This window comes from Streptomyces sp. NPDC051218 (genome assembly GCF_044455475.1).
GTDB lineage: Bacteria > Actinomycetota > Actinomycetes > Streptomycetales > Streptomycetaceae > Streptomyces.
In genome coordinates this window covers 52,226-72,474 of the sequence record NZ_JBITEU010000015.1, presented here as the reverse complement: position 1 = coordinate 72,474, position 20,249 = coordinate 52,226, and the positions used below count along the sequence as shown (strand labels likewise).

The 20,249-nt window shown below is 71.0% G+C and carries 16 protein-coding genes and 1 pseudogene; 2 read left to right on the top strand and 15 right to left on the bottom strand.

From position 1 onward, the window contains the following. Positions 1-90: 90 nt before the first annotated feature. The 7 genes from topA to bldG all read right to left on the bottom strand — a co-directional run bounded on the left by topA (position 91) and on the right by bldG (position 9,585). Positions 91-2,922 (bottom strand): type I DNA topoisomerase, encoded by a 2,832-nt coding sequence (topA, locus tag ACIBCK_RS35785; RefSeq protein ID WP_399397097.1) that lies wholly within the window; start codon positions 2,920-2,922, stop codon positions 91-93. A gap of 275 nt (positions 2,923-3,197) precedes the next feature. After that, positions 3,198-3,395, bottom strand: coding sequence for a hypothetical protein (locus ACIBCK_RS35780; protein WP_363210556.1), 198 nt, complete (start codon positions 3,393-3,395; stop codon positions 3,198-3,200). Between the two features lie 196 nt (positions 3,396-3,591). Continuing rightward, complete coding sequence (locus tag ACIBCK_RS35775; RefSeq protein WP_399397094.1) at positions 3,592-5,112, bottom strand: methyltransferase; 1,521 nt, start codon at positions 5,110-5,112, stop codon at positions 3,592-3,594. Between the two features lie 100 nt (positions 5,113-5,212). Further along, positions 5,213-5,794 carry a small secreted protein gene (locus ACIBCK_RS35770; protein ID WP_399397092.1) on the bottom strand — a complete coding sequence of 194 codons (582 nt, stop codon included), beginning with the start codon at positions 5,792-5,794 and terminating at the stop codon, positions 5,213-5,215. A 199-nt stretch (positions 5,795-5,993) separates the two neighbouring features. Beyond that, positions 5,994-8,402, bottom strand: coding sequence for a sodium-translocating pyrophosphatase (locus ACIBCK_RS35765; RefSeq protein ID WP_399397091.1), 2,409 nt, complete (start codon positions 8,400-8,402; stop codon positions 5,994-5,996). A 290-nt stretch (positions 8,403-8,692) separates the two neighbouring features. Then, the gene (locus ACIBCK_RS35760) at positions 8,693-9,130 is read right to left on the bottom strand and encodes an ATP-binding protein (RefSeq protein ID WP_399397090.1); all 438 of its coding nucleotides are present in this window, start codon (positions 9,128-9,130) and stop codon (positions 8,693-8,695) included. A gap of 113 nt (positions 9,131-9,243) precedes the next feature. After that, positions 9,244-9,585 carry an anti-sigma factor antagonist BldG gene (gene bldG, locus ACIBCK_RS35755; protein WP_003975386.1) on the bottom strand — a complete coding sequence of 114 codons (342 nt, stop codon included), beginning with the start codon at positions 9,583-9,585 and terminating at the stop codon, positions 9,244-9,246. 80 nt (positions 9,586-9,665) lie between these two features. Here bldG and ACIBCK_RS35750 point away from each other — a divergent pair, with 80 nt between their 5' ends. After that, a complete protein-coding gene (locus tag ACIBCK_RS35750; protein ID WP_399397088.1) occupies positions 9,666-12,119 on the top strand; it encodes a DEAD/DEAH box helicase in 2,454 nt (817 codons plus the stop codon). Between the two features lie 618 nt (positions 12,120-12,737). On the opposite strand, the pseudogene ACIBCK_RS35745 reads toward ACIBCK_RS35750, so the two are convergent. From ACIBCK_RS35745 to ssd, 7 genes and pseudogenes are all read right to left on the bottom strand, one after another. After that, positions 12,738-12,953: pseudogene (locus ACIBCK_RS35745) on the bottom strand (Rv3654c family TadE-like protein); the annotation flags it as partial. Positions 12,954-13,018: 65 nt separating this feature from the next. Beyond that, positions 13,019-13,411, bottom strand: a complete 393-nt coding sequence (locus ACIBCK_RS35740) for a TadE family type IV pilus minor pilin (RefSeq protein ID WP_399397086.1) — start codon at positions 13,409-13,411, stop codon at positions 13,019-13,021. Continuing rightward, positions 13,398-13,601, bottom strand: a complete 204-nt coding sequence (locus ACIBCK_RS35735) for a DUF4244 domain-containing protein (RefSeq protein ID WP_399397084.1) — start codon at positions 13,599-13,601, stop codon at positions 13,398-13,400. The genes ACIBCK_RS35740 and ACIBCK_RS35735 overlap by 14 nt, the downstream gene beginning before the upstream one ends. A gap of 98 nt (positions 13,602-13,699) precedes the next feature. Next, positions 13,700-14,482 (bottom strand): type II secretion system F family protein, encoded by a 783-nt coding sequence (locus tag ACIBCK_RS35730; RefSeq protein ID WP_399397082.1) that lies wholly within the window; start codon positions 14,480-14,482, stop codon positions 13,700-13,702. Continuing rightward, positions 14,479-15,357 carry a type II secretion system F family protein gene (locus ACIBCK_RS35725; RefSeq protein ID WP_399397080.1) on the bottom strand — a complete coding sequence of 293 codons (879 nt, stop codon included), beginning with the start codon at positions 15,355-15,357 and terminating at the stop codon, positions 14,479-14,481. The genes ACIBCK_RS35730 and ACIBCK_RS35725 overlap by 4 nt, the downstream gene beginning before the upstream one ends. After that, the gene (locus tag ACIBCK_RS35720; protein WP_399397078.1) at positions 15,354-16,529 is read right to left on the bottom strand and encodes a TadA family conjugal transfer-associated ATPase; all 1,176 of its coding nucleotides are present in this window, start codon (positions 16,527-16,529) and stop codon (positions 15,354-15,356) included. Before ACIBCK_RS35720 ends, ACIBCK_RS35725 begins: the two co-directional genes overlap by 4 nt. Then, positions 16,526-17,665, bottom strand: a complete 1,140-nt coding sequence (gene ssd, locus ACIBCK_RS35715; protein ID WP_399397076.1) for a septum site-determining protein Ssd — start codon at positions 17,663-17,665, stop codon at positions 16,526-16,528. Before ssd ends, ACIBCK_RS35720 begins: the two co-directional genes overlap by 4 nt. A gap of 520 nt (positions 17,666-18,185) precedes the next feature. Between ssd and ACIBCK_RS35710 the strand changes: the two genes are divergently transcribed. Next, the gene (locus ACIBCK_RS35710; RefSeq protein WP_399397074.1) at positions 18,186-19,025 is read left to right on the top strand and encodes an HAD family hydrolase; all 840 of its coding nucleotides are present in this window, start codon (positions 18,186-18,188) and stop codon (positions 19,023-19,025) included. 332 nt (positions 19,026-19,357) lie between these two features. Here ACIBCK_RS35710 and ACIBCK_RS35705 read toward each other — a convergent pair whose 3' ends face one another. Then, positions 19,358-20,173, bottom strand: coding sequence for an oxidoreductase (locus ACIBCK_RS35705; RefSeq protein WP_399397072.1), 816 nt, complete (start codon positions 20,171-20,173; stop codon positions 19,358-19,360). Positions 20,174-20,249 lie beyond the last annotated feature (76 nt).

Below are 20,249 nucleotides of genomic sequence, written 5' to 3'. Positions count from 1 at the left end.
GTGTGACACTCCGAAGGGGCGCCCGAACAAACGGGCGCCCCTTCGGTTCACACATTCACAGCGCCGTCACCAGGTGACGTACGCGGCTGCCTACTCGGCGTCGGACGCCTTGGTGGCCGAAGCCGCTGTCTTCTTGGCGGCGGCCGTCTTCGTAGTGGTCTTCTTCGCGGCCGTCGTCTTCTTGGCAGCCGTTTTCTTGGCGGCGGTCTTCTTGGCAGCGGTCTTCTTCGCGGGAGCCTTCTTGGCCGCCTTCTTGGCGGTCTTCTTGGCCGGACCCTTCGCCCGCTTCTCGGCGAGCAGTTCGTAGCCCCGCTCGGCGGTGATGTCCTCGACGCTGTCGGCGGCCCGCAGGGTCGCGTTCGTCTCGCCGTCCGTGACGTACGCCCCGAAGCGGCCGTCCTTGACGACGACGGGCTTCCCGCTGACCGGGTCCTCGCCGAGCTCCTTCAGCGGCGGCTTGGCGGCGGCCCGCCCGCGCTGCTTGGGCTGGGCGTAGATCGCGAGGGCCTCTTCCAACGTGATGTTGAAGAGCTGCTCCTCGGTCTCGATGGACCGCGAGTCCGTGCCCTTCTTCAGATACGGGCCGTAGCGGCCGTTCTGCGCGGTGATCTCCACGCCCTCGGCGTCCGCCCCGACCACACGCGGCAGGGACATCAGCTTCAGGGCATCCGCGAGCGTCACCGTGTCGAGCGACATGGACTTGAAGAGCGAGGCCGTGCGCGGCTTGACCGCCTTCTTGCCGGTCTTCGGGGTGCCCTCGGGGAGCACCTCGGTGACGTAGGGGCCGTAACGGCCGTCCCTGGCGATGATCTCGTGGCCCGACGTGGGGTCGGTGCCGAGCGCGAAGTCACCGCTCGGCTTGGCGAGCAGCTCCTCGGCGTACTCGACGGTCAGCTCGTCGGGCGGCAGGTCGTCGGGCACGTCGGCGCGCTGGTGGCCCTCCGCGTCCTTCTCGCCGCGCTCGATGTAGGGGCCGTAGCGGCCGACGCGGAGCACGATGCCGTCGCCAACGGGGAAGGAGGAGATCTCCCGGGCATCGATCGCGCCCAGGTCGGTCACCAGCTCCTTGAGCCCGCCGAGGTGGTCGCCGTCGCCGTTGCCCGCGCTGGAGGCGACACCAGAGTCGTCACCCTCGCCGAAGTAGAACCGCTTCAGCCACGGCACGGCCTGCGCCTCGCCCCGCGCGATGCGGTCGAGGTCGTCCTCCATGCGTGCGGTGAAGTCGTAGTCGACGAGCCGCCCGAAGTGCGTCTCCAGGAGGTTGACGACAGCGAAGGACAAGAAGGACGGCACAAGAGCCGTGCCCTTCTTGAAGACGTAACCGCGGTCGAGGATCGTGCCGAGGATCGACGCGTACGTCGACGGGCGGCCGATCTCGCGCTCTTCGAGCTCCTTGACCAGCGAGGCCTCGGTGTAGCGGGCCGGCGGCTTGGTCGCGTGGCCGTCGACGGTGATCTCGTCGGCGGACAGCGCGTCGCCCTCGCTGACCTGCGGGAGCCTGCGCTCTCGGTCGTCGAGCTCGGCGTTCGGGTCGTCCGCGCCCTCGACGTAGGCCTTCATGAAGCCGTGGAAGGTGATGGTCTTGCCGGACGCGCTGAACTCGGCGTCGCGGCCGTCGGAGGCCGTGCCACCGATCTTGACCGTGACGGAGTTTCCGACCGCGTCCTTCATCTGGGAGGCGACGGTCCGCTTCCAGATCAGCTCGTAGAGCCGGAACTGGTCGCCGGTCAGGCCGGTCTCGGCGGGCGTGCGGAAACGATCGCCCGAGGGGCGGATCGCCTCGTGCGCCTCCTGCGCGTTCTTGACCTTCCCGGCGTACGTACGGGGCTTGTCCGGCAGGTAGTCGCCGCCGTACAGCTGCGTGACCTGCGCGCGAGCGGCGGTGACCGCCGTGTCGGACAGCGTCGTGGAGTCCGTACGCATATAGGTGATGAAGCCGTTCTCGTACAGCTTCTGCGCCACCTGCATGGTCGCCTTCGCGCCGAAGCCGAGCTTGCGGCTGGCCTCCTGCTGCAGCGTCGTCGTACGGAACGGCGCGTACGGAGAGCGGCGGTAGGGCTTGGACTCGACGGAGCGGACCGCGAAGCGGGTGTTCTCCAGGGCCGCGGCGAGCGCGCGGGCGTTGCTCTCGTCCAGGTGCAGCGTGTCGGACTTGAGCTGTCCGACCGAGTTGAAGTCGCGGCCCTGCGCGATGCGCTTGCCGTCGACCGTGGTGAGGCGCGCCACCAGCTGCGAGGGGTCGGAGGCGTCCCCGGCGCGGCCGGTGCCGAAGGTGCCCGTCAGGTCCCAGTACTCGGCGGAGCGGAAGGCGATGCGCTCGCGCTCACGCTCGACGACGAGACGGGTCGCCACGGACTGGACACGGCCGGCCGACAGGCGCGGCATGACCTTCTTCCACAGGACCGGCGAGACCTCGTAGCCGTACAGACGGTCGAGGATGCGGCGGGTCTCCTGGGCGTCGACCATGCGCTTGTTGAGCTCGCGCGGGTTGGCGACGGCGCCCTGGATCGCGGCCTTGGTGATCTCGTGGAACACCATGCGCTTGACCGGGACCTTGGGCTTCAGGACCTCGAGGAGGTGCCACGCGATGGCTTCGCCCTCGCGGTCCTCATCGGTGGCGAGGAAGAGTTCGTCGGAGTCCTTCAGGAGGTCCTTGAGCTTCTTGACCTGTGCCTTCTTGTCGGAGTTCACGACATAGATGGGCTCGAAGTCGTTCTCGACGTCCACGCCGAGACGGCGCACCTCGCCGGTGTACTTGTCGGGGACCTCCGCGGCGCCGTTCGGAAGGTCGCGGATGTGCCCGACGCTTGCCTCGACTACGTAGCCGGGGCCGAGGTAACCCTTGATCGTCTTCGCCTTGGCAGGCGACTCGACGATGACGAGTCGGCGGCCGCCCTTTGCGGTCTCGCTGGTCGGGGACAACTTCGCTCTTCTCTCCGGTCGGTACTCGGGGCCGTGCTCTGTGGCCTCGCTCGGTGCGCTTGAGTTGCGCTGACGCTGCGGAGTGTGACGGTACATCCCGCCCCCGTGTCAAACGGGAAAAGCCCGCAACGGCCACTCGAACGGTAACCCGACTACCGCCATTCCTGCCGCCCGGAGTGGCGACCTGCCCTGTGACCACCGGCTTCACCACCGGCCCGGGGGCCGGCGCCGGGCCTACGGCCCGTACGCGCCCCGCGGCCACCGACCGTATCCGGTCAGAGGCGAGTGAAACACCACACTCCGAGCACCAGTGCGCCCGATCCCGCGAGCGCGGCGAGTGTCGCCGATGCGACGGGGTTCACACCGTCGGCGACGGGCGCGCGGTGCGCCACGCGCGCGCCGGTCCACAGCAGCAGTCCCGCTCCGAACAGCGCGAACACCGTGCCCGCGAAGATCGCTGGTCCACTCTCCATGTCATTGCCTCCCCGTGCTGAGTTCCCGGATCGGCAAACTGACACGCCCGGGAAACCGCGGCACGAACCCCGGGTGAACGGAGGGCTCCCGGCTCGCCGACTCCTCGAATATCGGGGGGCCGACTCCTCGAAACGTACGAGACACGCCGTACGCGTACCGCCAACGGACCGTCGCCCGCGGCTCCGGGTGAGCGCCTTACGCGTCGGCCGGCACCAGGAAGCCCTGCTCGACGAGGAGCCGGATCTGCGCGGGCGTGCGGTCCCGCAGCAATACGGGGTCCTCCCCGACCAGTTGCGCGATCGCGTCGAGAATCCGCCCCGCGCTCAGCGTGCCGTCGCACACCCCGGCGAAACCCGCGCCCACCGTGTCCACCTTGGTGGCCCGTCGCATCCCGCGGTGCTGGCGCAGCACGACATGCTCCGGGTCCTCGGCGCCGGGCAGTCCGACCTGCTCCTGGACGACCTCGTCCGCGAGCTTGAAGTGCCCCGCGAGCAGCGCGGCGTCGTCGTGCGTCCGCAGGAAGTCCTGGCGCGCGAAGAACTCCCGCACCGTCTCGCCCAGCGGCTGCTCGACCGGATGCGGCCACTCCTCCACCGTCACCGACGGCTCGGCCGCACCGGACTTGCGCAGGGTGATCCACCCGAACCCGACCGCGCGCGTCTTGCGGGCCTCGAACTCGTCGAGCCACGCGTCGTACCGCGCCGCGTACTCCTCCGGGTCCGTGCGGTGGTCCCCGGCGTCCCGCAGCCACAGCTCGGCGTACTGCGTGATGTCCTGCACCTCGCGCTGCACGATCCACGCGTCGCACCCGCGCGGCACCCAGGAACGGAGCCGCTCGGTCCACTCCTCGCCGTCCACGTGCTGCCAGTTGGCGAGGAAGTGCGCATACCCCCCTTCGTTCAACCTCTCCCCCGCCTGCTGAACGAGCGACCGGCACAGATCGTCCCCGCCCATCCCGCCGTCGCGGTAGGTGAGCCGCGCTCCGGGCGAGATCACGAAGGGCGGATTGGACACGATCAGGTCGTACGTCTCCTCGCCCACGGGCTCGAAGAGGGAGCCCTCCCGCAGGTCCGCCTCCGGAGCGCCGGACAGCGCCAGGGTGAGCCGTGTGACGTGCAGCGCCCGGGGGTTGAGGTCGGTGGCGGTCACCCGGGTCGCGTACTGCGCGGCGTGCAACGCCTGGATCCCGGAGCCGGTACCTAGGTCAAGAGCGCTGGCCACAGGTGTACGCACCGTGAGTCCGGCGAGCGTCGTCGATGCCCCGCCGACGCCGAGTACGACGCCTTCGTCATGGCTGCCGATGCCTCCGGCTCCGCCGACCGCGCACCCCAGGTCCGAGACGATGAACCAGTCCTCGCCGCTCGGCCCGCCGTAGGGCCGCACGTCCACCGTCGCCCGCAGCGCGCCCTCACCGTCCGCGGCGGTCAGCCAACCGCCCTCCAGTAGCGGGCCGACCGGCAGAACGGCCGCCACGCGCGCGTGCGGCACGGAACGCTGCAGCAGGAAGAGCCGTACGAGCGTCTCCAGCGGCCCGTCGCCGCGGGTGGCCCGCAGCGCGGGCACGGTCTCGCTGCGGGCGAGCGCCGTGTAGGCGGGCGCCCCGAGCAGCTCGAGCAGCCCGTCAGCGGTGAAGTCGGCCGCCAGCAGGGCTTCCCGCAACTGGGCGGAGACGTCGGCACGATCGGACGAGGGCAGGGGGGCGCTAGCGATACTCACCCCTTCATTGTGACCCGCATACGCTCGTATACGCCGCTGCCCCGACGCCGGGGGATCTCTCCCAGGGCTCCGGGGCAGCGGGCAAGAAGGGGGGCAACCCCTAGGCGGCGGAAGGCGTAGCGCTGGCCGACTTGCAGCTGTCCTGCTTGCCCATCGCCTTGCCCACCTCACCCTCCTGCAACTTCTCCAGTGCCTCGTTGCCGCTCTTGCTGAGCTTGTCCAGCTCTCCCGCGACCGTCTTCAGCCCGTCCGCGAAGTCCGCCTGGTTCTTGGTGTCCAGGCCGTCGACCTTCTTCTTCAGGTCGCCGTACGACTTGGAGATGGCGTTCAGTTCCTTGACCGCGTCGTCGGTCTTCTTCTGGCCACCGTCGACCGGCGGGGCGCCCGCGTCCTTCACGGCGGTACCCATCGCCTTGTAGGCGTCGGACATGTCCTGGAACGCCTTGGAGTCGGTCTTCTGGACGTCCTCCGGCGAGCTGTTGTCCGACGTCTCCTTCTGGATGGCCGCGTTGGCGGAAGCGATCTTCTTCGACTGCGGCTGAACCGAGTCACAGACGTCCTTGGCCCAGGAGTCCAGCTTCTCGTTGCCGTCGTCGCTGCAGCCCGACAGCGCCAGTACCAGTACCGCACCGCCGGACAGTGCGGCTGCAAGCTTCTTGTTCACCGGATTGGTCCCTTCCATGGCTCTCGGCCCCGGAACTTACACGCCAACTGGGCTACAACCGCATGCCGGGGGTCCGGTACCACCCCTATTAAAGCCATTTGCACCAAGCAGATGGCGCATGAGAAGGCTCACCAGACAGCTCACGGCACACACGAAGGGCGGACGCCGCGTCAAAACGCGCCGCCCGCCCCTGTGTTGGGCAGAGTCTGACCCGGTGTTACGAAACCACGGCCGGGTCAGGCGAGTTGCCTACTCGCTCCGCACCACCTGCCTCCTCGTCACCCACGGCGATGCCTCGCCTCTTGGACACGTACACCGCGCCGACGATGACCAGGATCGAGAGCACCGCGATCACCGCCCGCACTCCCGCGCTCGCGTCGTCCCCGTAGCTGAACTGGACGACCGCGGGCGCGATGAGCAGCGCCACCAGGTTCATCACCTTCAGGAGCGGGTTGATCGCCGGACCCGCGGTGTCCTTGAACGGGTCACCGACGGTGTCACCGATCACCACCGCGGCATGGGCTTCACTGCCCTTGCCGCCGTGGTGGCCGTCCTCGACGAGCTTCTTCGCGTTGTCCCAGGCGCCACCGGAGTTGGCGAGGAAGACCGCCATCAGCGTGCCGGTGCCGATCGCGCCCGCCAGGAACGAGCCGAGCGCGCCGACGCCGAGCGAGAAGCCGACCGCGATCGGCGTGAGCACGGCGAGCAGACCTGGCGTGGCCAGCTCGCGCAGCGCGTCCTTGGTGCAGATGTCGACGACGCGCCCGTACTCCGGTTCCTCGGAGTAGTCCATGATCCCGGGGTGCTCGCGGAACTGCCGCCGCACCTCGTAGACCACCGCTCCCGCAGACCTCGACACCGCGTTGATCGCGAGCCCCGAGAAGAGGAACACGACCGCGGCGCCCAGGATCAGGCCGACCAGGTTGTTGGGCTGCGAGATGTCCATGACCAGGTTCATGGGAGCGCCGTCGCCCATTTTCTCGCCGACGTCCTTGGCCGCGGTCGCGATGGCGTCGCGATACGAGCCGAAGAGCGCGGCGGCCGCGAGGACGGCCGTGGCGATGGCGATGCCCTTGGTGATGGCCTTGGTGGTGTTGCCGACGGCGTCCAGGTCGGTGAGCACCTGCGCGCCGGCGCCCTCGACGTCGCCGGACATCTCGGCGATGCCCTGCGCGTTGTCGGAGACCGGACCGAAGGTGTCCATGGCGACGATCACACCGACCGTGGTGAGCAGGCCGGTTCCGGCGAGCGCCACCGCGAACAGGGCGAGCATGATCGACGTACCGCCGAGCAGGAACGCCCCGTACACGCCGAGCCCGATCAGGAGCGCGGTGTAGACGGCCGATTCGAGGCCGATGGAGATGCCGGCCAGGACGACGGTGGCCGGGCCGGTGAGCGACGTCTTGCCGATGTCCTTGACCGGGCGCCGGGTGGTCTCCGTGAAGTACCCGGTGAGCTGCTGGATCAGCGCGGCCATGACGATGCCGATCGCGACGGCGATGACCGCGAGAACCCGCGGGTCTCCGTCGTGTCCGGCGATCGCCGCGTCCGTGACGCCGTCCAGGTCGGCGTACGAGCCCGGCAGGTAGACGTAGACCGCCGCGGCCACGAGGGCCAGCGAGATGAACGCGGAGATGAAGAACCCGCGGTTGATGGCGGTCATGCCGCTGCGGTCGGAGCGCCTGGGCGCCACCGCGAAGATCCCGATCATCGCCGTCACGACGCCGATCGCCGGAACGATCAGCGGGAAGGCGAGTCCGGAGTCGCCGAAGGCGACCTTGCCGAGGATCAGCGCGGCGACCAGGGTCACGGCGTACGACTCGAAGAGGTCGGCAGCCATGCCCGCGCAGTCGCCGACGTTGTCGCCCACGTTGTCGGCGATGGTCGCGGCATTCCTCGGGTCGTCCTCCGGAATGCCCTGTTCGACCTTGCCGACCAGGTCGGCGCCGACGTCGGCGGCCTTGGTGAAGATGCCGCCGCCGACACGCATGAACATCGCGATCAGCGCCGCCCCGAGGCCGAAACCTTCGAGGACCTTCGGCGCGTCGGCCGCGTAGACGAGCACCACACAGGAGGCGCCCAGCAGGCCGAGCCCCACCGTGAACATGCCGACAACGCCGCCGGTGCGGAAAGCGATCTTCATGGCCTTGTGCGAAACGGCGGTGAGATCCTTTTCGGGTTCACCTTCCGCGGGCGTGGCCTCTCGCGCGGCTGCCGCCACGCGGACATTGCTGCGTACGGCGAGCCACATGCCGATATAGCCGGTGGTCGCCGAGAACACCGCACCGATCAAGAAGAAGATCGATCGGCCGGCACGCTGATTCCAGTCGTCTGCGGGCAGCAGCATGAGCAGGAAGAACACCACGACGGCGAAAACACCGAGAGTGCGCAACTGCCTGCCCAGATAGGCATTGGCGCCCTCCTGGATCGCCTTCGCGATCTTCTTCATGCTGTCGGTGCCCTCGTCGGCAGCGAGCACCTGGCGTACCAGCACCCAGGCGACCGCGAGGGCAGCGACCGCGACGGCCGCGATCACCATCACGATGAGGCGGTTGTCGTCGGTCAGTACTGCAGCTGCGAAGGTTGAGGGGTGGTCAAACTGATGAGGGGTAGAAAGCCCCGCCATTCGTCCTCCTTGACGCCTGGGGTGAGCTCAAGATGTGGACGGATTGTAGGGAGCGGAACCTGATCAAAACAGAGTGCCGCAAACGGAATTGGCGCGAGTTTGCTCCCCAGCAAATGATCGCGAGCACAGATTGACCCCGAAAGCGGTAATGCCCCAAAACCGTTGACGCCGGTCGGCAGTCCCGAGGCAATTGACTGGGGCAATGATCCATAAATGAAAAAAGGCCCTGCTCCCGGGGTGGGAGCAAGACCTTGGTGTGGCTGTTGCGTCGGGGCAGGGGGCCCACAGGATCAGAGAAGCGGCGCCGGGGTCGTGGGCCACGTCATCCGGATGAGACCGCCGCCCTCGCCCGCGGTCACCTCCACGTCGTCCACGAGCCCGCTGATGACGGCGAGACCCATCTCGTCCTCACCCTCGGCCTCCAGATCGTCGACCGCGCCGGACCCCGAGCCGGAAGCCCGGTCCCCGGGAGTCGCGTGGGGGGCCTCGTCGCCGACCTCGATGGAGAACTGCTTCTCGTCCTCGATCAGGGCCACGCGCACCGGCGCCGATACGCCGTTGCTCTGGTGCAGCCCGACCGCACGCGTGCAGGCCTCACCGACAGCGAGCCTGACCTCGTCGAGGACGGCCTCGTCCACTCCGGCCCTGCGCGCGACCGCCGCCGCCACGAGCCGAGCGGTCCTGACGTGCTCGGGCAGCGCGCTGAAGCGGAGTTCAACGGTGGCCATGTATCCCCCTCGGACGTACGCGCGTGCTGTCAGGGGGCCGGGCCGAGGGCCCGGTCCCCTGCTGTTCTGCCACACCCGGGCCGAACGAGCGGCCGACCCGGGACATCCGGCTCTCAGTCGGTGGCCGCGACCGCTTCCTCGACCGAGGTGTGAATGGGGAACACCTTGGTCAGGCCGGTGATGCGGAAGATCTTCAAAATACGTTCCTGGTTGCAGACCAGGCGCAGCGAGCCCTCATGGGCACGCACCCGCTTCAGGCCGCCGACCAGAACGCCGAGCCCGGTGGAGTCGAGGAAGTCCACGCCCTCCATGTCGACGACCAGATGGAAACTGCCGTCGTTCACCAACTCGACCAACTGTTCGCGCAACTTTGGCGCGGTATAAACATCGATTTCGCCACCGACCTCGACGACCGTACGATCGCCGACGGTACGGGTCGACAGGGACAGGTCCACGGATCCTCCAGCACCTTGCTATCGAGCGGTCATCCCTCGGGACACCTCGGCAGAGCCCCCAGGACGGATCGCCAGCCGCGATGGCATTCAATCACTTACCGGCAGGCGTGCACGACGCCTTGGGACCATTGTCCATCCCGCCAGTGACACACTCGGTGCCGATGGCCAACTTTTCTCCGCCGGGAGGACCCTCCACGGGCGCCCCGGTACGCACGTCTCCACGGACGGTCCTGGACCGGCTCACCGCGGGGCCGAGCCGTGCTTCGCGCGTCACTCATACGGAGCACTTGCCCCCGCGCGAGGCTCGATATGCAGTCTGGCCTGATCGCATCCGTTCGGAAGTGGTCGCCGCGGTCCAGTCGGCCGGGATCGAGCACCCCTGGGCCCACCAGGCACTCGCCGCCGAGCACGCCCTGGACGGCGAGTCGGTCATCGTCGCCACCGGAACAGCTTCGGGAAAGTCGCTGGCCTACCTCACGCCCGTGCTGTCGGCCCTCCTGGACGGCTCCGAGGCCCCGAACGGACGCGGCGCGACCGCGCTCTACCTGGCCCCCACAAAGGCCCTGGCCGCCGACCAGCGCCGGGCCGTACGTGAGCTCGCCGCGCCGCTGGGCAACGCGATCCGCCCCGCCGTGTACGACGGCGACACCCCCGTCGAAGAACGCGAATGGGTGCGTCAGTACGCCAACTACGTCCTGACCAACCCCGACATGCTGCACCGCGGGATACTCCCGTCCCACCCCCGCTGGTCCTCCTTCCTGCGCTCCCTGCGCTATGTCGTCATCGACGAATGCCACACCTACCGCGGCGTCTTCGGCTCCCACGTCGCCCAGGTCCTGCGCCGCCTGCGCCGCCTCTGCGCCCGCTACGGCTCCGACCCCGTCTTCCTCCTCGCCTCCGCCACCTCCGCCGACCCCGCCATCGCCGCGGAACGCCTCACCGGGCTCCCGGTGAAGGAGGTCTCCGACGACGCCTCACCCCGCGGCGACCTCGTCTTCGCCCTCTGGGAACCCCCGCTCACCGAGCTCCACGGCGAGAAGGGCGCACCCGTCCGCCGCACCGCCACCGCCGAGACGGCCGACCTCCTGACGGACCTGGCCGTCCAGGGCGTCCGCTCCGTCGCCTTCGTACGGTCCCGGCGCGGCGCCGAGCTGATCTCGGTGATCGCCCAGGAACGCCTCGCGGAGGTCGACCGCTCCCTCGCCCGCCGCGTGGCCGCCTACCGGGGCGGATATCTCCCCGAGGAACGCCGCGCCCTGGAGCGAGCGCTGCACTCCGGGGAACTTCTCGGCCTCGCCGCCACCACCGCCCTCGAACTCGGCGTGGACGTCTCCGGCCTCGACGCCGTGATCATCTCCGGCTACCCGGGGACCCGTGCCTCGCTCTGGCAGCAGGCGGGCCGCGCCGGCCGCTCCGGGCAGGGCGCGCTGGCCGTCCTCGTCGCCCGCGACGACCCGCTGGACACGTATCTCGTCCATCACCCCGAAGCGCTGTTCCGGCAGCCGGTGGAGTCGACGGTCCTCGACCCCGACAATCCGTACGTCCTCGCGCCCCACCTCTGCGCGGCGGCCGCGGAACTCCCGCTCACGGACGACGACCTGGCCCTCTTCGGCCCGGCCACCGAGGACCTGCTCCCGCAGCTGGAGGCCGCGAAGCTGCTGCGCCGCCGCACGAAGGCCTGGCACTGGACCCGCAGGGAGCGGGCCGCCGACCTCACCGACATCCGCGGCGGGGGCGGGAAGCCCATCCAGATCGTCGAGGAGGGCACGGGCCGGCTGCTCGGCACCGTCGACGCTTCCGCCGCGCACACCGCCGTCCACGAGGGCGCGGTCCACCTCCACCAGGGCCGTACGTATCTCGTGCGCCGCCTGGACCTGGAGGACTCGGCGGCCCTGGTCGAGGAGGCTCAGCCGCCGTACTCCACGACCGCCCGCGACACCACGGCCATCTCCATCCTGGAGACGGACACCGAGATCCCCTGGGGCTCCGGCCGCCTCTGCTACGGGTCCGTCGAGGTCACCAACCAGGTCGTCTCCTTCCTGCGCCGCAGGCTGATCACCGGCGAGGTGCTCGGCGAGACCAAGCTGGACCTGCCGCCCCGCACGCTGCGTACCCGCGCGGTCTGGTGGACGGTCACCGAGGACCAGCTCGACGCCGCCCGCGTCAATCCGGAGATCCTCGGCGGCGCGTTGCACGCCGCCGAGCACGCCTCCATCGGCATGCTGCCGCTCTTCGCGACCTGCGACCGGTGGGACATCGGCGGCGTCTCCGTGCCGCTGCATCCGGACACGCTCCTGCCGACGGTCTTCGTGTACGACGGCCATCCCGGCGGTGCGGGCTTCGCCGAGCGGGCCTTCCACACGGCCCGCGAGTGGCTGACGGCCACCCGGCAGGCCATCGCCTCCTGCGAGTGCGAGGCCGGCTGCCCCTCCTGCATCCAGTCCCCGAAATGCGGCAACGGCAACGACCCCCTGCACAAGCGCGGCGCGGTCCGCCTCCTCACCACCCTCCTCGCCGACGCCCCCACCTCCTGAGAGACGTCGACCGCCCACTGCGGCGCTACCACCTGTCGGCGGCGCTAGCCCCGGGGGCGGGGCTGGAGGACTGATGCCTGCCCCCTGCGGGGCGGGCTCCGGTCGGCCTGGCCCCCGCAGGGCACGCTCCGGCCGGCCTGTCCCGCGCGGGGCAAGCTCCGGCCCACCTGTCCCCCGCGGGGCAGGCTCCGGCCCGCCTGTCCCCCGCGGGACAGCAGGCCCCGCCACCGCGAGGGCCGCACGTGCCGCCTGCGGGGCAGCAAGCCCCGCGACCGCATGTGCCGCACCGCCTGCCCCTGACTCCGAAGCGAGGCCCGGACGCGCCACAAGGGGGCCTGGCGGGCCTGCGGCGTGTCGCGACAACCCCACGTCCGGGCGCCACCCGGCATGCGCCGCAGCACCTGCCCCTGGCTCGGGAGGCCATCCCGGACGCGACCCACCAGGGCCCGGCGGGCCTCCGACAGCTCGCGCCAACCGCACCTCCGGGCGCCACCCGGCGTGCGCCGCGCTGCCTGCCTCCGGAGCCGGGCCCGGCGTGATCGGGCCCGCCGGGCCCGCCGGGCCAGCGCGGGATCTGACCTTCGTTTCGAACGGGCCTGAGCCCGCCGCCGCGGTGACGTCCGCGATCTCGCCCCGTAGCGCGCAGCGCACGAGGCGCGTTCCCTGTGCCTCCGCCACCCGTCCGGCTTTGGCGCACGCCCCGGAGCCGCCCTCCGTCCAGTGATCCGCGGCAGCAAGCGCCGCCAAGTCGGCTGCTCCGCCTGCCCGGTGGCGGGCGACGATCACCTGGCCCATCGCGAGGACGGCGCCGCAGATCACGCACAGCACAGCCATCACGACCACCACCCAGACCGTGGCCGCACCCCGGTCCGCCCCGCCCCCGGCAACAGCCCGCCCCCTCACGCGCCCACCCCCACCGTCTCCTCCGCCGACGCCACCGCCTCCGACCGCAGCCGCAGCCCGAGCCCCAGTGCTCCAGGACCCGGCGAGTCCGCCACGACCTCCACCCGCACCAGGTCGCCGTCACGCCGCACGGCCACCGCCGCACCACGCGGCGCCGCCTGTCGAGCCGCTGCCACCGCCGCGCTCTCGGGGTCCTGCCTGGCCATCGCGCGCGCCCCGGCCCGCGCCGCGTCCACGCACTGGATCTGCGCGGACGCGGTCAGCAACGCCCAGACCAGCGCCATCGTGAACAGCACCAGCGTGGGCAGCACCACGGCCGCCTCGGCCGTCACGAAGCCTCGGTCCCCGCGACGGCTCCGGCCGCCCCACCCCCGCTCAGAACTGGACATCGAGCGCCTTCTCCACGACCGCCTGCAACGCCGCCCTGACCTGCCCGCTCGTCACCACCTTGTAGAGCAGGCCGGCGAACCCCACCGCTGCGATGAGCCCCATCGCGTACTCCGAAGTGACCATCCCCGCGTCCTCCCGCATCGCACGCGCCCTGAGCCGCAGCGCCCGTGCACACAGCTGTCCCCACATATCAACCCCCGTGAAATTTCCGTATGTTCATGTCTCAGCAGCTCTTCTTCACGAAGCCGCCGTTCAACTACCAAGCCGTCGAGCCGTTCAGATGTCGCTCAGACGCCGCTCAACAACCCACCCGCCAGGCCGATCACCACAGGCAGCACCCCCACCGCGATGAACGCGGGCAAGAAGCACAACCCCACCGGCGCCGTCATCAGCACCCCGGCCCTGCGTGCCGCCGCCGTCGCCGCACGGCCCCGTTCCGCCCTGCAGTCCGCTGCCAGCCGGGCCACCGGCTCCGCCGCCGGAGCCCCCGACTCCCCCGCCCGCTCCAGCAGGCGGGCCAGCCCTCCCGCGCCCGGTATCGCACCCAACCTCCGCCACGCGTCGACTGGTTCACCACCGAGCCGCACCTCCGCGGCCCCCTGCGCCAAGCGATCCCCGACGGGCCCCTTCAGCGCCTCACCAACAGCCTGAGCCGCCACGACAGGCCCCGCGCCCGCAGCGACACAAGCCGCCAACAAATCGGCTGCCAAGGGCAGTTGACGCGCCGCCTCCACCGCGTCGAAGTCAGAGACCTGTACGCCCCGCCCCCGCCACCAACGCCACGCCCCGTACCCGGCACCCACCCCCACCAGGCACCCCGAAACCCCGCCCACCAGCACCCACCCGGCGCTCACCGCCCCGGCCACCACCAGCCACCCCCGCACCGCACCCGGCCACCGCAGCCACTGCCTCCGCGAACCCCCCGGCCGCCGGTCCACCACGCCCAGTACGACCCCTGCACGCCCCCGCACCGCCCCTTCACGCCGCGCCGCAAGGGCGGCCGACATCAACCACAACACGGCCGCCCCACCCCACACGGCCACCCCCAGTTCGTGGACAACAAGGCTCATCGCTCCTCCGCCCCTCGCACGATCCGCAACGCCCACCACACGCCGACCCCCTCCAACGCCCCGCCCACCGCCAGGCACCCGAGCCCCGCCCCCGTATGCAGCAACACCCGCAGGGGCGACGCACCCAGCGCGCTCCCCATGAGCAGCCCGAGGACCGGTAACCCCGCGAGCATCACCGCCGTCGATCTCGCTCCCGCCAACTGGGCCCGCAGATCGGCGCGTTGATCCCGCTCCGCCCGCAACGCGCCCTCCAGCCGCTCAAGCCCCGCCGCGAGTCCGGCGCCACGGTCCACCGCCACCCGCCAGCACGCCGCGAGCCCCACCAGGCCCCGCGCCCCCGGTGCCCGCGCCGCCTCCTCCAGCGCTCCCGGCACATCCCCGCCGAACCGCGCCGCCGCCAGCACCCCGGCGCGCGCCTCCCCAAGCCCGTTTCCAGCTCCAGTTCCGGCGAGCCCGGGACCATCCCCGCCCGCTGCGGCCCGCAACGCCTCCCCCGGTTGCCGTCCGGCCCGCACCTCACCCGCGAGCTCCCCGCACAACGCGATCACCGCCGTGGCCACGCGCTCCTTCTCGAGCCGCGCGTCCCTGCGCCGCCGTACGCGCCGCATCAACGGCACCCCGGCAGCCCCCAGGAGCAGCGGCAGCACGGACTCCCCGAGCAGCGCGACCGCCGCCCCGGCCGCCAGGACCCACCACTCGTGCCGCACCCGGCCGCCGACCAAGCCCACCGCCCGCTGCCACGCCGAAGTCTCCGAACGGGGCGTGGCGCCGCCCGCGAGCACCGCGCTCGCCCGCCATCGCCCTCGGTCCCGTCCGACCACCAGCCAGGCCGCGCCTCCCGCGCACACAGCCGCCGCCACCCCCACCACGCTCATCCCTCATCACTCCAACCACCGTTCAGCAGCAGCGATTTCAGCCGCTCCCAGCCCTGCTCGCGGACAAATTCCTTCTCGCCCCACCGCAGGGCCGGCACCGTCACCACCAGTCCGGACGGATCGCGTTCCAGGACGTGCACCTCGGCGATGCGCCGCCGCCCGGCCCGGTCCCGTACGAGATGGAGCACCACGGACAGCGCTGCCGCCAACTGGCTGTGCAGGGCGGCCCGGTCGAGGCCCGCAGCCGTCCCCAGCGCCTCCAGGCGCGCGGGCACGTCCCCCGCGGCGTTGGCGTGGACCGTGCCGCAGCCGCCCTCATGGCCGGTGTTCAAGGCGGCAAGGAGGTGAACCACCTCCGCGCCCCGCACCTCACCCACGACCAGCCGGTCCGGGCGCATCCGCAGCGCCTGCCGCACCAGATCGTCGAGTCCGACCTGCCCGGCCCCCTCCTGGTTGGCCGGTCTGGCCTCCAGGCGCACCACGTGCGGGTGGTCGGGGCGCAGCTCCGCCGAGTCCTCGGCGAGCACGATCCGCTCCCCCGGCCCGACGAGACCGAGGAGCGCGCTCAACAGCGTCGTCTTGCCCGAACCCGTCCCGCCGCTGATCAAGTAGGAGAGCCGGGCGTCGAGCAGCGCCCGCAGGACCCGGTGCCCGCCCGGCGGCACCGTGCCCGCCGCGGTCAGTTCCGCGAGGGTGAAGGCCCGGGGCCGTACGACGCGCAAGGAGAGGCAGGTCGACCCGACGGCGATCGGGGGCAGCACCGCGTGCAGACGGGTGCCGTCCGGGAGCCGTGCGTCCACCCAGGGCCTGGCGTCGTCGAGTCTGCGCCCTGCCACGGCCGCGAGCCGCTGTGCGAGCCGCCGCACCGCCGCCGCGTCCTCGAAGGACACCCCGGTCAGCTCCAGGCCGCCGCCGCGGTCCACCCACACCCGGTCGGGTGCCGACACCAGCACATCGGTGACCGAGTCGTCCGCGAGCAAGGTCTCCAGAGGGCCCGCGCCCACCAGCTCCGATCGCAACCGCGCCGCCGCGCCCAGGACTTCCGCGTCGCCGAGCACCCTGCCCTGGGCCCGCAACGCCTCGGCCACGCGGGCCGGGGTCGGCTCCGTCCCGTTCTCCGCGAGCCACTGGCGCACCCCGTCCAGCATCCTGGCCCCGACGACGGCGCTCATGAGCCGCCTCCGGTGGCGTCGACCGGAACCCGGTCCCAGAAGGCCGTGCAGAAGCGCGCCAGCGGGCCCCGCGCGACACCTCCGGGCGGCATCCCCCCTGCCTGGGCCGCCAAGAGCCCTGCTTCCCGCGGCAGTTCGCCGACGAGCGGCAGCCCGAGCAGTCGCGCCACCTCCTCCGCGTCGAACGCGCCGAGGCCGTCGAGTCCGCCCCCGGTGCGGCCCGCGCCGGCCCTGCCGACCACCACGCGCAGGTCCCGCAGCACCATCCCCACCGCCGAGGCGACCCGTCGGGATCCGGCCACCGCGCGCAGCTCCGGAGGCACCACGAGGAGCCCCAGATCCACTTGGGCCAGCGCCTCGGCCACTCCTTCGTCCACGCGCCGCGGCAGGTCCACGACGACCACCCCGCCCCGCCTGCGGGCCGCTGCGATTACCGCCCGCATGGCATCGGGCGCAATGACCACCGCGTCGCCCCGGTCCCAGCTCAGGACCCGCAGGGAGTGCAGCTCAGGCAGCGACTCCTCCAGCGCGCCTCCGCCGACCCGGCCCCTGGACTGCGCGAAGGCGGGCCATCGCAGTCCGTCGGCCGCCTCGCCGCCGAGCAGCACGTCGAGCCCGCCGCCGAGCGGATCGGCGTCCACGAGCATCGTGCGCCGGCCCGCGCGGGCGGCGGTGACGGCCAGCGCGCACGCCAGCGTCGAGGCCCCGGCTCCCCCGCTCCCGCCGATGACCCCCACCGTGAGAGCGGGCCGCCCCACGCCCTCGGCGACATCGGCGATGCGGTCCACGAGCCATCGCTCGCCGTCGGGCAGCACCAGGACATGGTCGGCCCCGATCTCCACCGCGCGTTGCCAGACCCCCGAGTCGTCCTGATCGCGCCCCACCAGCACGACCCCGCGCCTGCGCCCGGCTCCCCGCACCCGATCCACCGCGTCGTCCCCGACCAGGATCAGCGGCGCCGCGTCCCAGCCGCCTCTGCGCTCCGGCACGCCGTGCTGCACCTCGGGCCGTGCCCCCGCCGCGGCGCACAGCCGAAGCAGGTCGTCCAGCAGGTCCACATCTTCCGTGACGATCAGCGGTCCGCCTTGCCGTCCGTCGGACGACGGCGGCCCGTCACGTGTAATCACTCCAGCCACGATCTCCAGCCCCCTCTCACTGCAAGCCCGTTGAATGCCGCGTTCCACATGAGCGATGAGCCGGCCAAAGCAATCCGGCCATGAACTTCGCGTGCAGAACGAGCGGAATCAGCGTGCAGCGATCCGGGATAACGTGTGGATCTTGGTCAATAACTGTGGACAAGGCGGGGACTGTGAATATCCCCATCACCCATACCGGTGACATCTCAAGGACTTCCACAGAGCAGCACAACGACTACACACAGTGACGGATCTTGGGCATGAAAAAAGATCGCCACAACGGCGGCCGGATGGCGCCTGGCGATCGAATGAGGGTCGTAAGAGGCCCGGAAAACCCATCCGGACATGCGACGACCCCCGCCGGGGGGGAGAGCGGGGGTCGTCCCCACGGTCCGACTCGGGGGGGGAGGAGCCAGACCGGGTTAGCACGGTCGCGAACGATCCGTGACTTCCATGGTGTACCCGAGAGCCTTCTCAGGCAAACCCACGCGCCTCACCTTACGCCGAATGGTGGGCGCCTATGCTCGACCTCGTGGAAAACCACTCCTTGCCTCGCACAGCTGCCTTCTTTGACCTGGACAAGACGGTCATTGCGAAGTCGAGCACACTCACCTTCAGCAAGTCGTTCTACCAAGGCGGCCTGATCAACCGCAGGGCAGTACTGCGTACCGCATATGTGCAGTTCATCTTCCTCGCCGGCGGAGCCGATCACGATCAGATGGAGCGGATGCGCGAGTACCTGTCCGCGCTCTGCCGCGGATGGAACGTGCAGCAGGTCAAGGAGATCGTCGCCGAGACGCTGCACGACCTGATCGACCCGATCATCTACGACGAGGCCGCGTCCCTCATCGAGGAGCACCACACCGCGGGCCGGGACGTCGTCATCGTCTCCACGTCTGGCGCGGAGGTCGTCGAGCCGATCGGCGAAATGCTCGGCGCGGATCGGGTGGTGGCGACCCGGATGGTGGTCGGCGACGACGGCTGCTTCACCGGAGAGGTGGAGTACTACGCCTACGGCCCCACCAAGGCGACCGCGATCAAGGAGCTCGCCGAGTCCGAGGGATACGACCTCGGCCGATGCCACGCCTACAGCGACTCGGCGACCGATCTCCCCATGCTCGAGTCCGTGGGCCATCCGCACGCGGTGAACCCCGATCGCGCTCTGCGCCGCGAGGCTCTCGCGCGCGGGTGGCCGATTCTCGACTTCCACCGCCCGGTCCGACTCAAGGAGCGGCGCCGGAAGCCGTCGCGGCCCGCAGTCGTCGCGGCGGCGGCCGTGGGCGCCGCCGCGGCCACGGCGGGCCTGGTGTGGTTCGTGAGCCGTCGCCGGACCACGCGTGACCGATTCGCCCTTATTTGAACCCAAAAGTAAAGAAGTACTGCCAGGGCTTCCGCTTGCCCCAGGACAGGAGTACAAAGGAGTCAACGGCCCGCGAGACCAAGGACATCCGAGAGGATTACCTTTAAACGCAATCACGGCCCCACGGACCGGAGCATGAACACCGAGCACCCACGCGACGTCGACCCGTCGATTACGGGCCAGCCGCACCAGGTGACGGGCTAAGTTCCCGACCTGATGGGCATCTCTCGAGGACGCTTGGTAACACGGTGAACATGCCAGCGGCGGTGCGAGACGTTTCGTACCGCCGCATCTCTGCGCAGGCTCCGTGCAGGCCTTCAGGGTGCAGGCCCTCAGGCCGCGCCGCGCTGCATCGCCTCACAGACCGCCGTCGACTCCCTGGCCCCCAGTTCGACCGCGCGCCCGCAATGGGCGATCCAGGCGGCCATCCCCTCCGGCGTCCCGGACGCGTAGCCGTCGAGCGCCCCCACGTAAGCCGCCCGGCCCTGTTCCGCGTGCCCGGCCTCCGCCGGGCAGACGGACTTCGGGTCGAGCCCGCTGCCCACCAGGACGATGCGCTCGGCCGCCCGCGCGACCAGGCCGTTGTGCGAGCCGAAGGGGCGCAGGCTGAGGAGCTCGCCGTGCACCACGGCCGCCGTCACGAGGGCCGGCGCGGAGCCTCCCGCGATGATGAGCCGCGAAAGGCCCTCCAGGCGGCCGGCCACCTCGTCGGAGTCCGGCACGTCCAGTTCGACGAGCGGCTCGTCGACCGGTTCGCCCGCCAGGCGTGGCCGCCCCGCCGCCTCGTCGCTCTCCGCGGCGGCCACCAGATGGAGGCGCGCGAGGACCCGGAGCGGTGACTGCCGCCAGATGGACAGGAGTTGGCCGGCCTCCGCGGTCAGCCGCAGGGCCGCGCCGATCGTGCGGGCCTCGCCCTCACCACTGAAGTCGCTGCGTCGGCGTACTTCTTCGAGCGCCCAGTCGGCACCGGAGAGCGCCGCCGAGCCGCGAGCGCCGCGCAGCGCCGCCTCGGAGGTGATCTCGTTGCTGCGGCGCCGCATGATCCGGTGGCCGTAGACGCGGTCCACGGCCTTGCGCACGGAGTCCACGGAGTCGGCCACGCCGGGCAGTGCGCCCAGGGCCGCGAGCGGATCGGCTGTCGTACTCATGAGTACGACCCTACGCACCCCTGGCGGCCACCCCACGAAGGAGTGGTCTTCTTCACGCCGCATCGATACGGCAGGT

Excerpts from the sequence above, each read along its gene's own strand:
- ACIBCK_RS35730 (WP_399397082.1), bottom strand. The coding sequence starts at position 14,482 with ATGAGCCTTGTTGTCCACGAACTGGGGGTGGCCGTGTGGGGTGGGGCG.
- ACIBCK_RS35705 (WP_399397072.1), bottom strand. The coding sequence starts at position 20,173 with ATGAGTACGACAGCCGATCCGCTCGCGGCCCTGGGCGCACTGCCCGGC.
- ACIBCK_RS35725 (WP_399397080.1), bottom strand. The coding sequence starts at position 15,357 with ATGAGCGTGGTGGGGGTGGCGGCGGCTGTGTGCGCGGGAGGCGCGGCC.
- ACIBCK_RS35770 (WP_399397092.1), bottom strand. The coding sequence starts at position 5,794 with ATGGAAGGGACCAATCCGGTGAACAAGAAGCTTGCAGCCGCACTGTCC.
- ACIBCK_RS35740 (WP_399397086.1), bottom strand. The coding sequence starts at position 13,411 with ATGTCCAGTTCTGAGCGGGGGTGGGGCGGCCGGAGCCGTCGCGGGGAC.
- ACIBCK_RS35735 (WP_399397084.1), bottom strand. The coding sequence starts at position 13,601 with ATGTGGGGACAGCTGTGTGCACGGGCGCTGCGGCTCAGGGCGCGTGCG.
- ACIBCK_RS35760 (WP_399397090.1), bottom strand. The coding sequence starts at position 9,130 with ATGGCCACCGTTGAACTCCGCTTCAGCGCGCTGCCCGAGCACGTCAGG.
- ACIBCK_RS35720 (WP_399397078.1), bottom strand. The coding sequence starts at position 16,529 with ATGAGCGCCGTCGTCGGGGCCAGGATGCTGGACGGGGTGCGCCAGTGG.
- ACIBCK_RS35765 (WP_399397091.1), bottom strand. The coding sequence starts at position 8,402 with ATGGCGGGGCTTTCTACCCCTCATCAGTTTGACCACCCCTCAACCTTC.
- ACIBCK_RS35780 (WP_363210556.1), bottom strand. The coding sequence starts at position 3,395 with ATGGAGAGTGGACCAGCGATCTTCGCGGGCACGGTGTTCGCGCTGTTC.
- ACIBCK_RS35710 (WP_399397074.1), top strand. The coding sequence starts at position 18,186 with ATGCTCGACCTCGTGGAAAACCACTCCTTGCCTCGCACAGCTGCCTTC.
- ACIBCK_RS35750 (WP_399397088.1), top strand. The coding sequence starts at position 9,666 with ATGGCATTCAATCACTTACCGGCAGGCGTGCACGACGCCTTGGGACCA.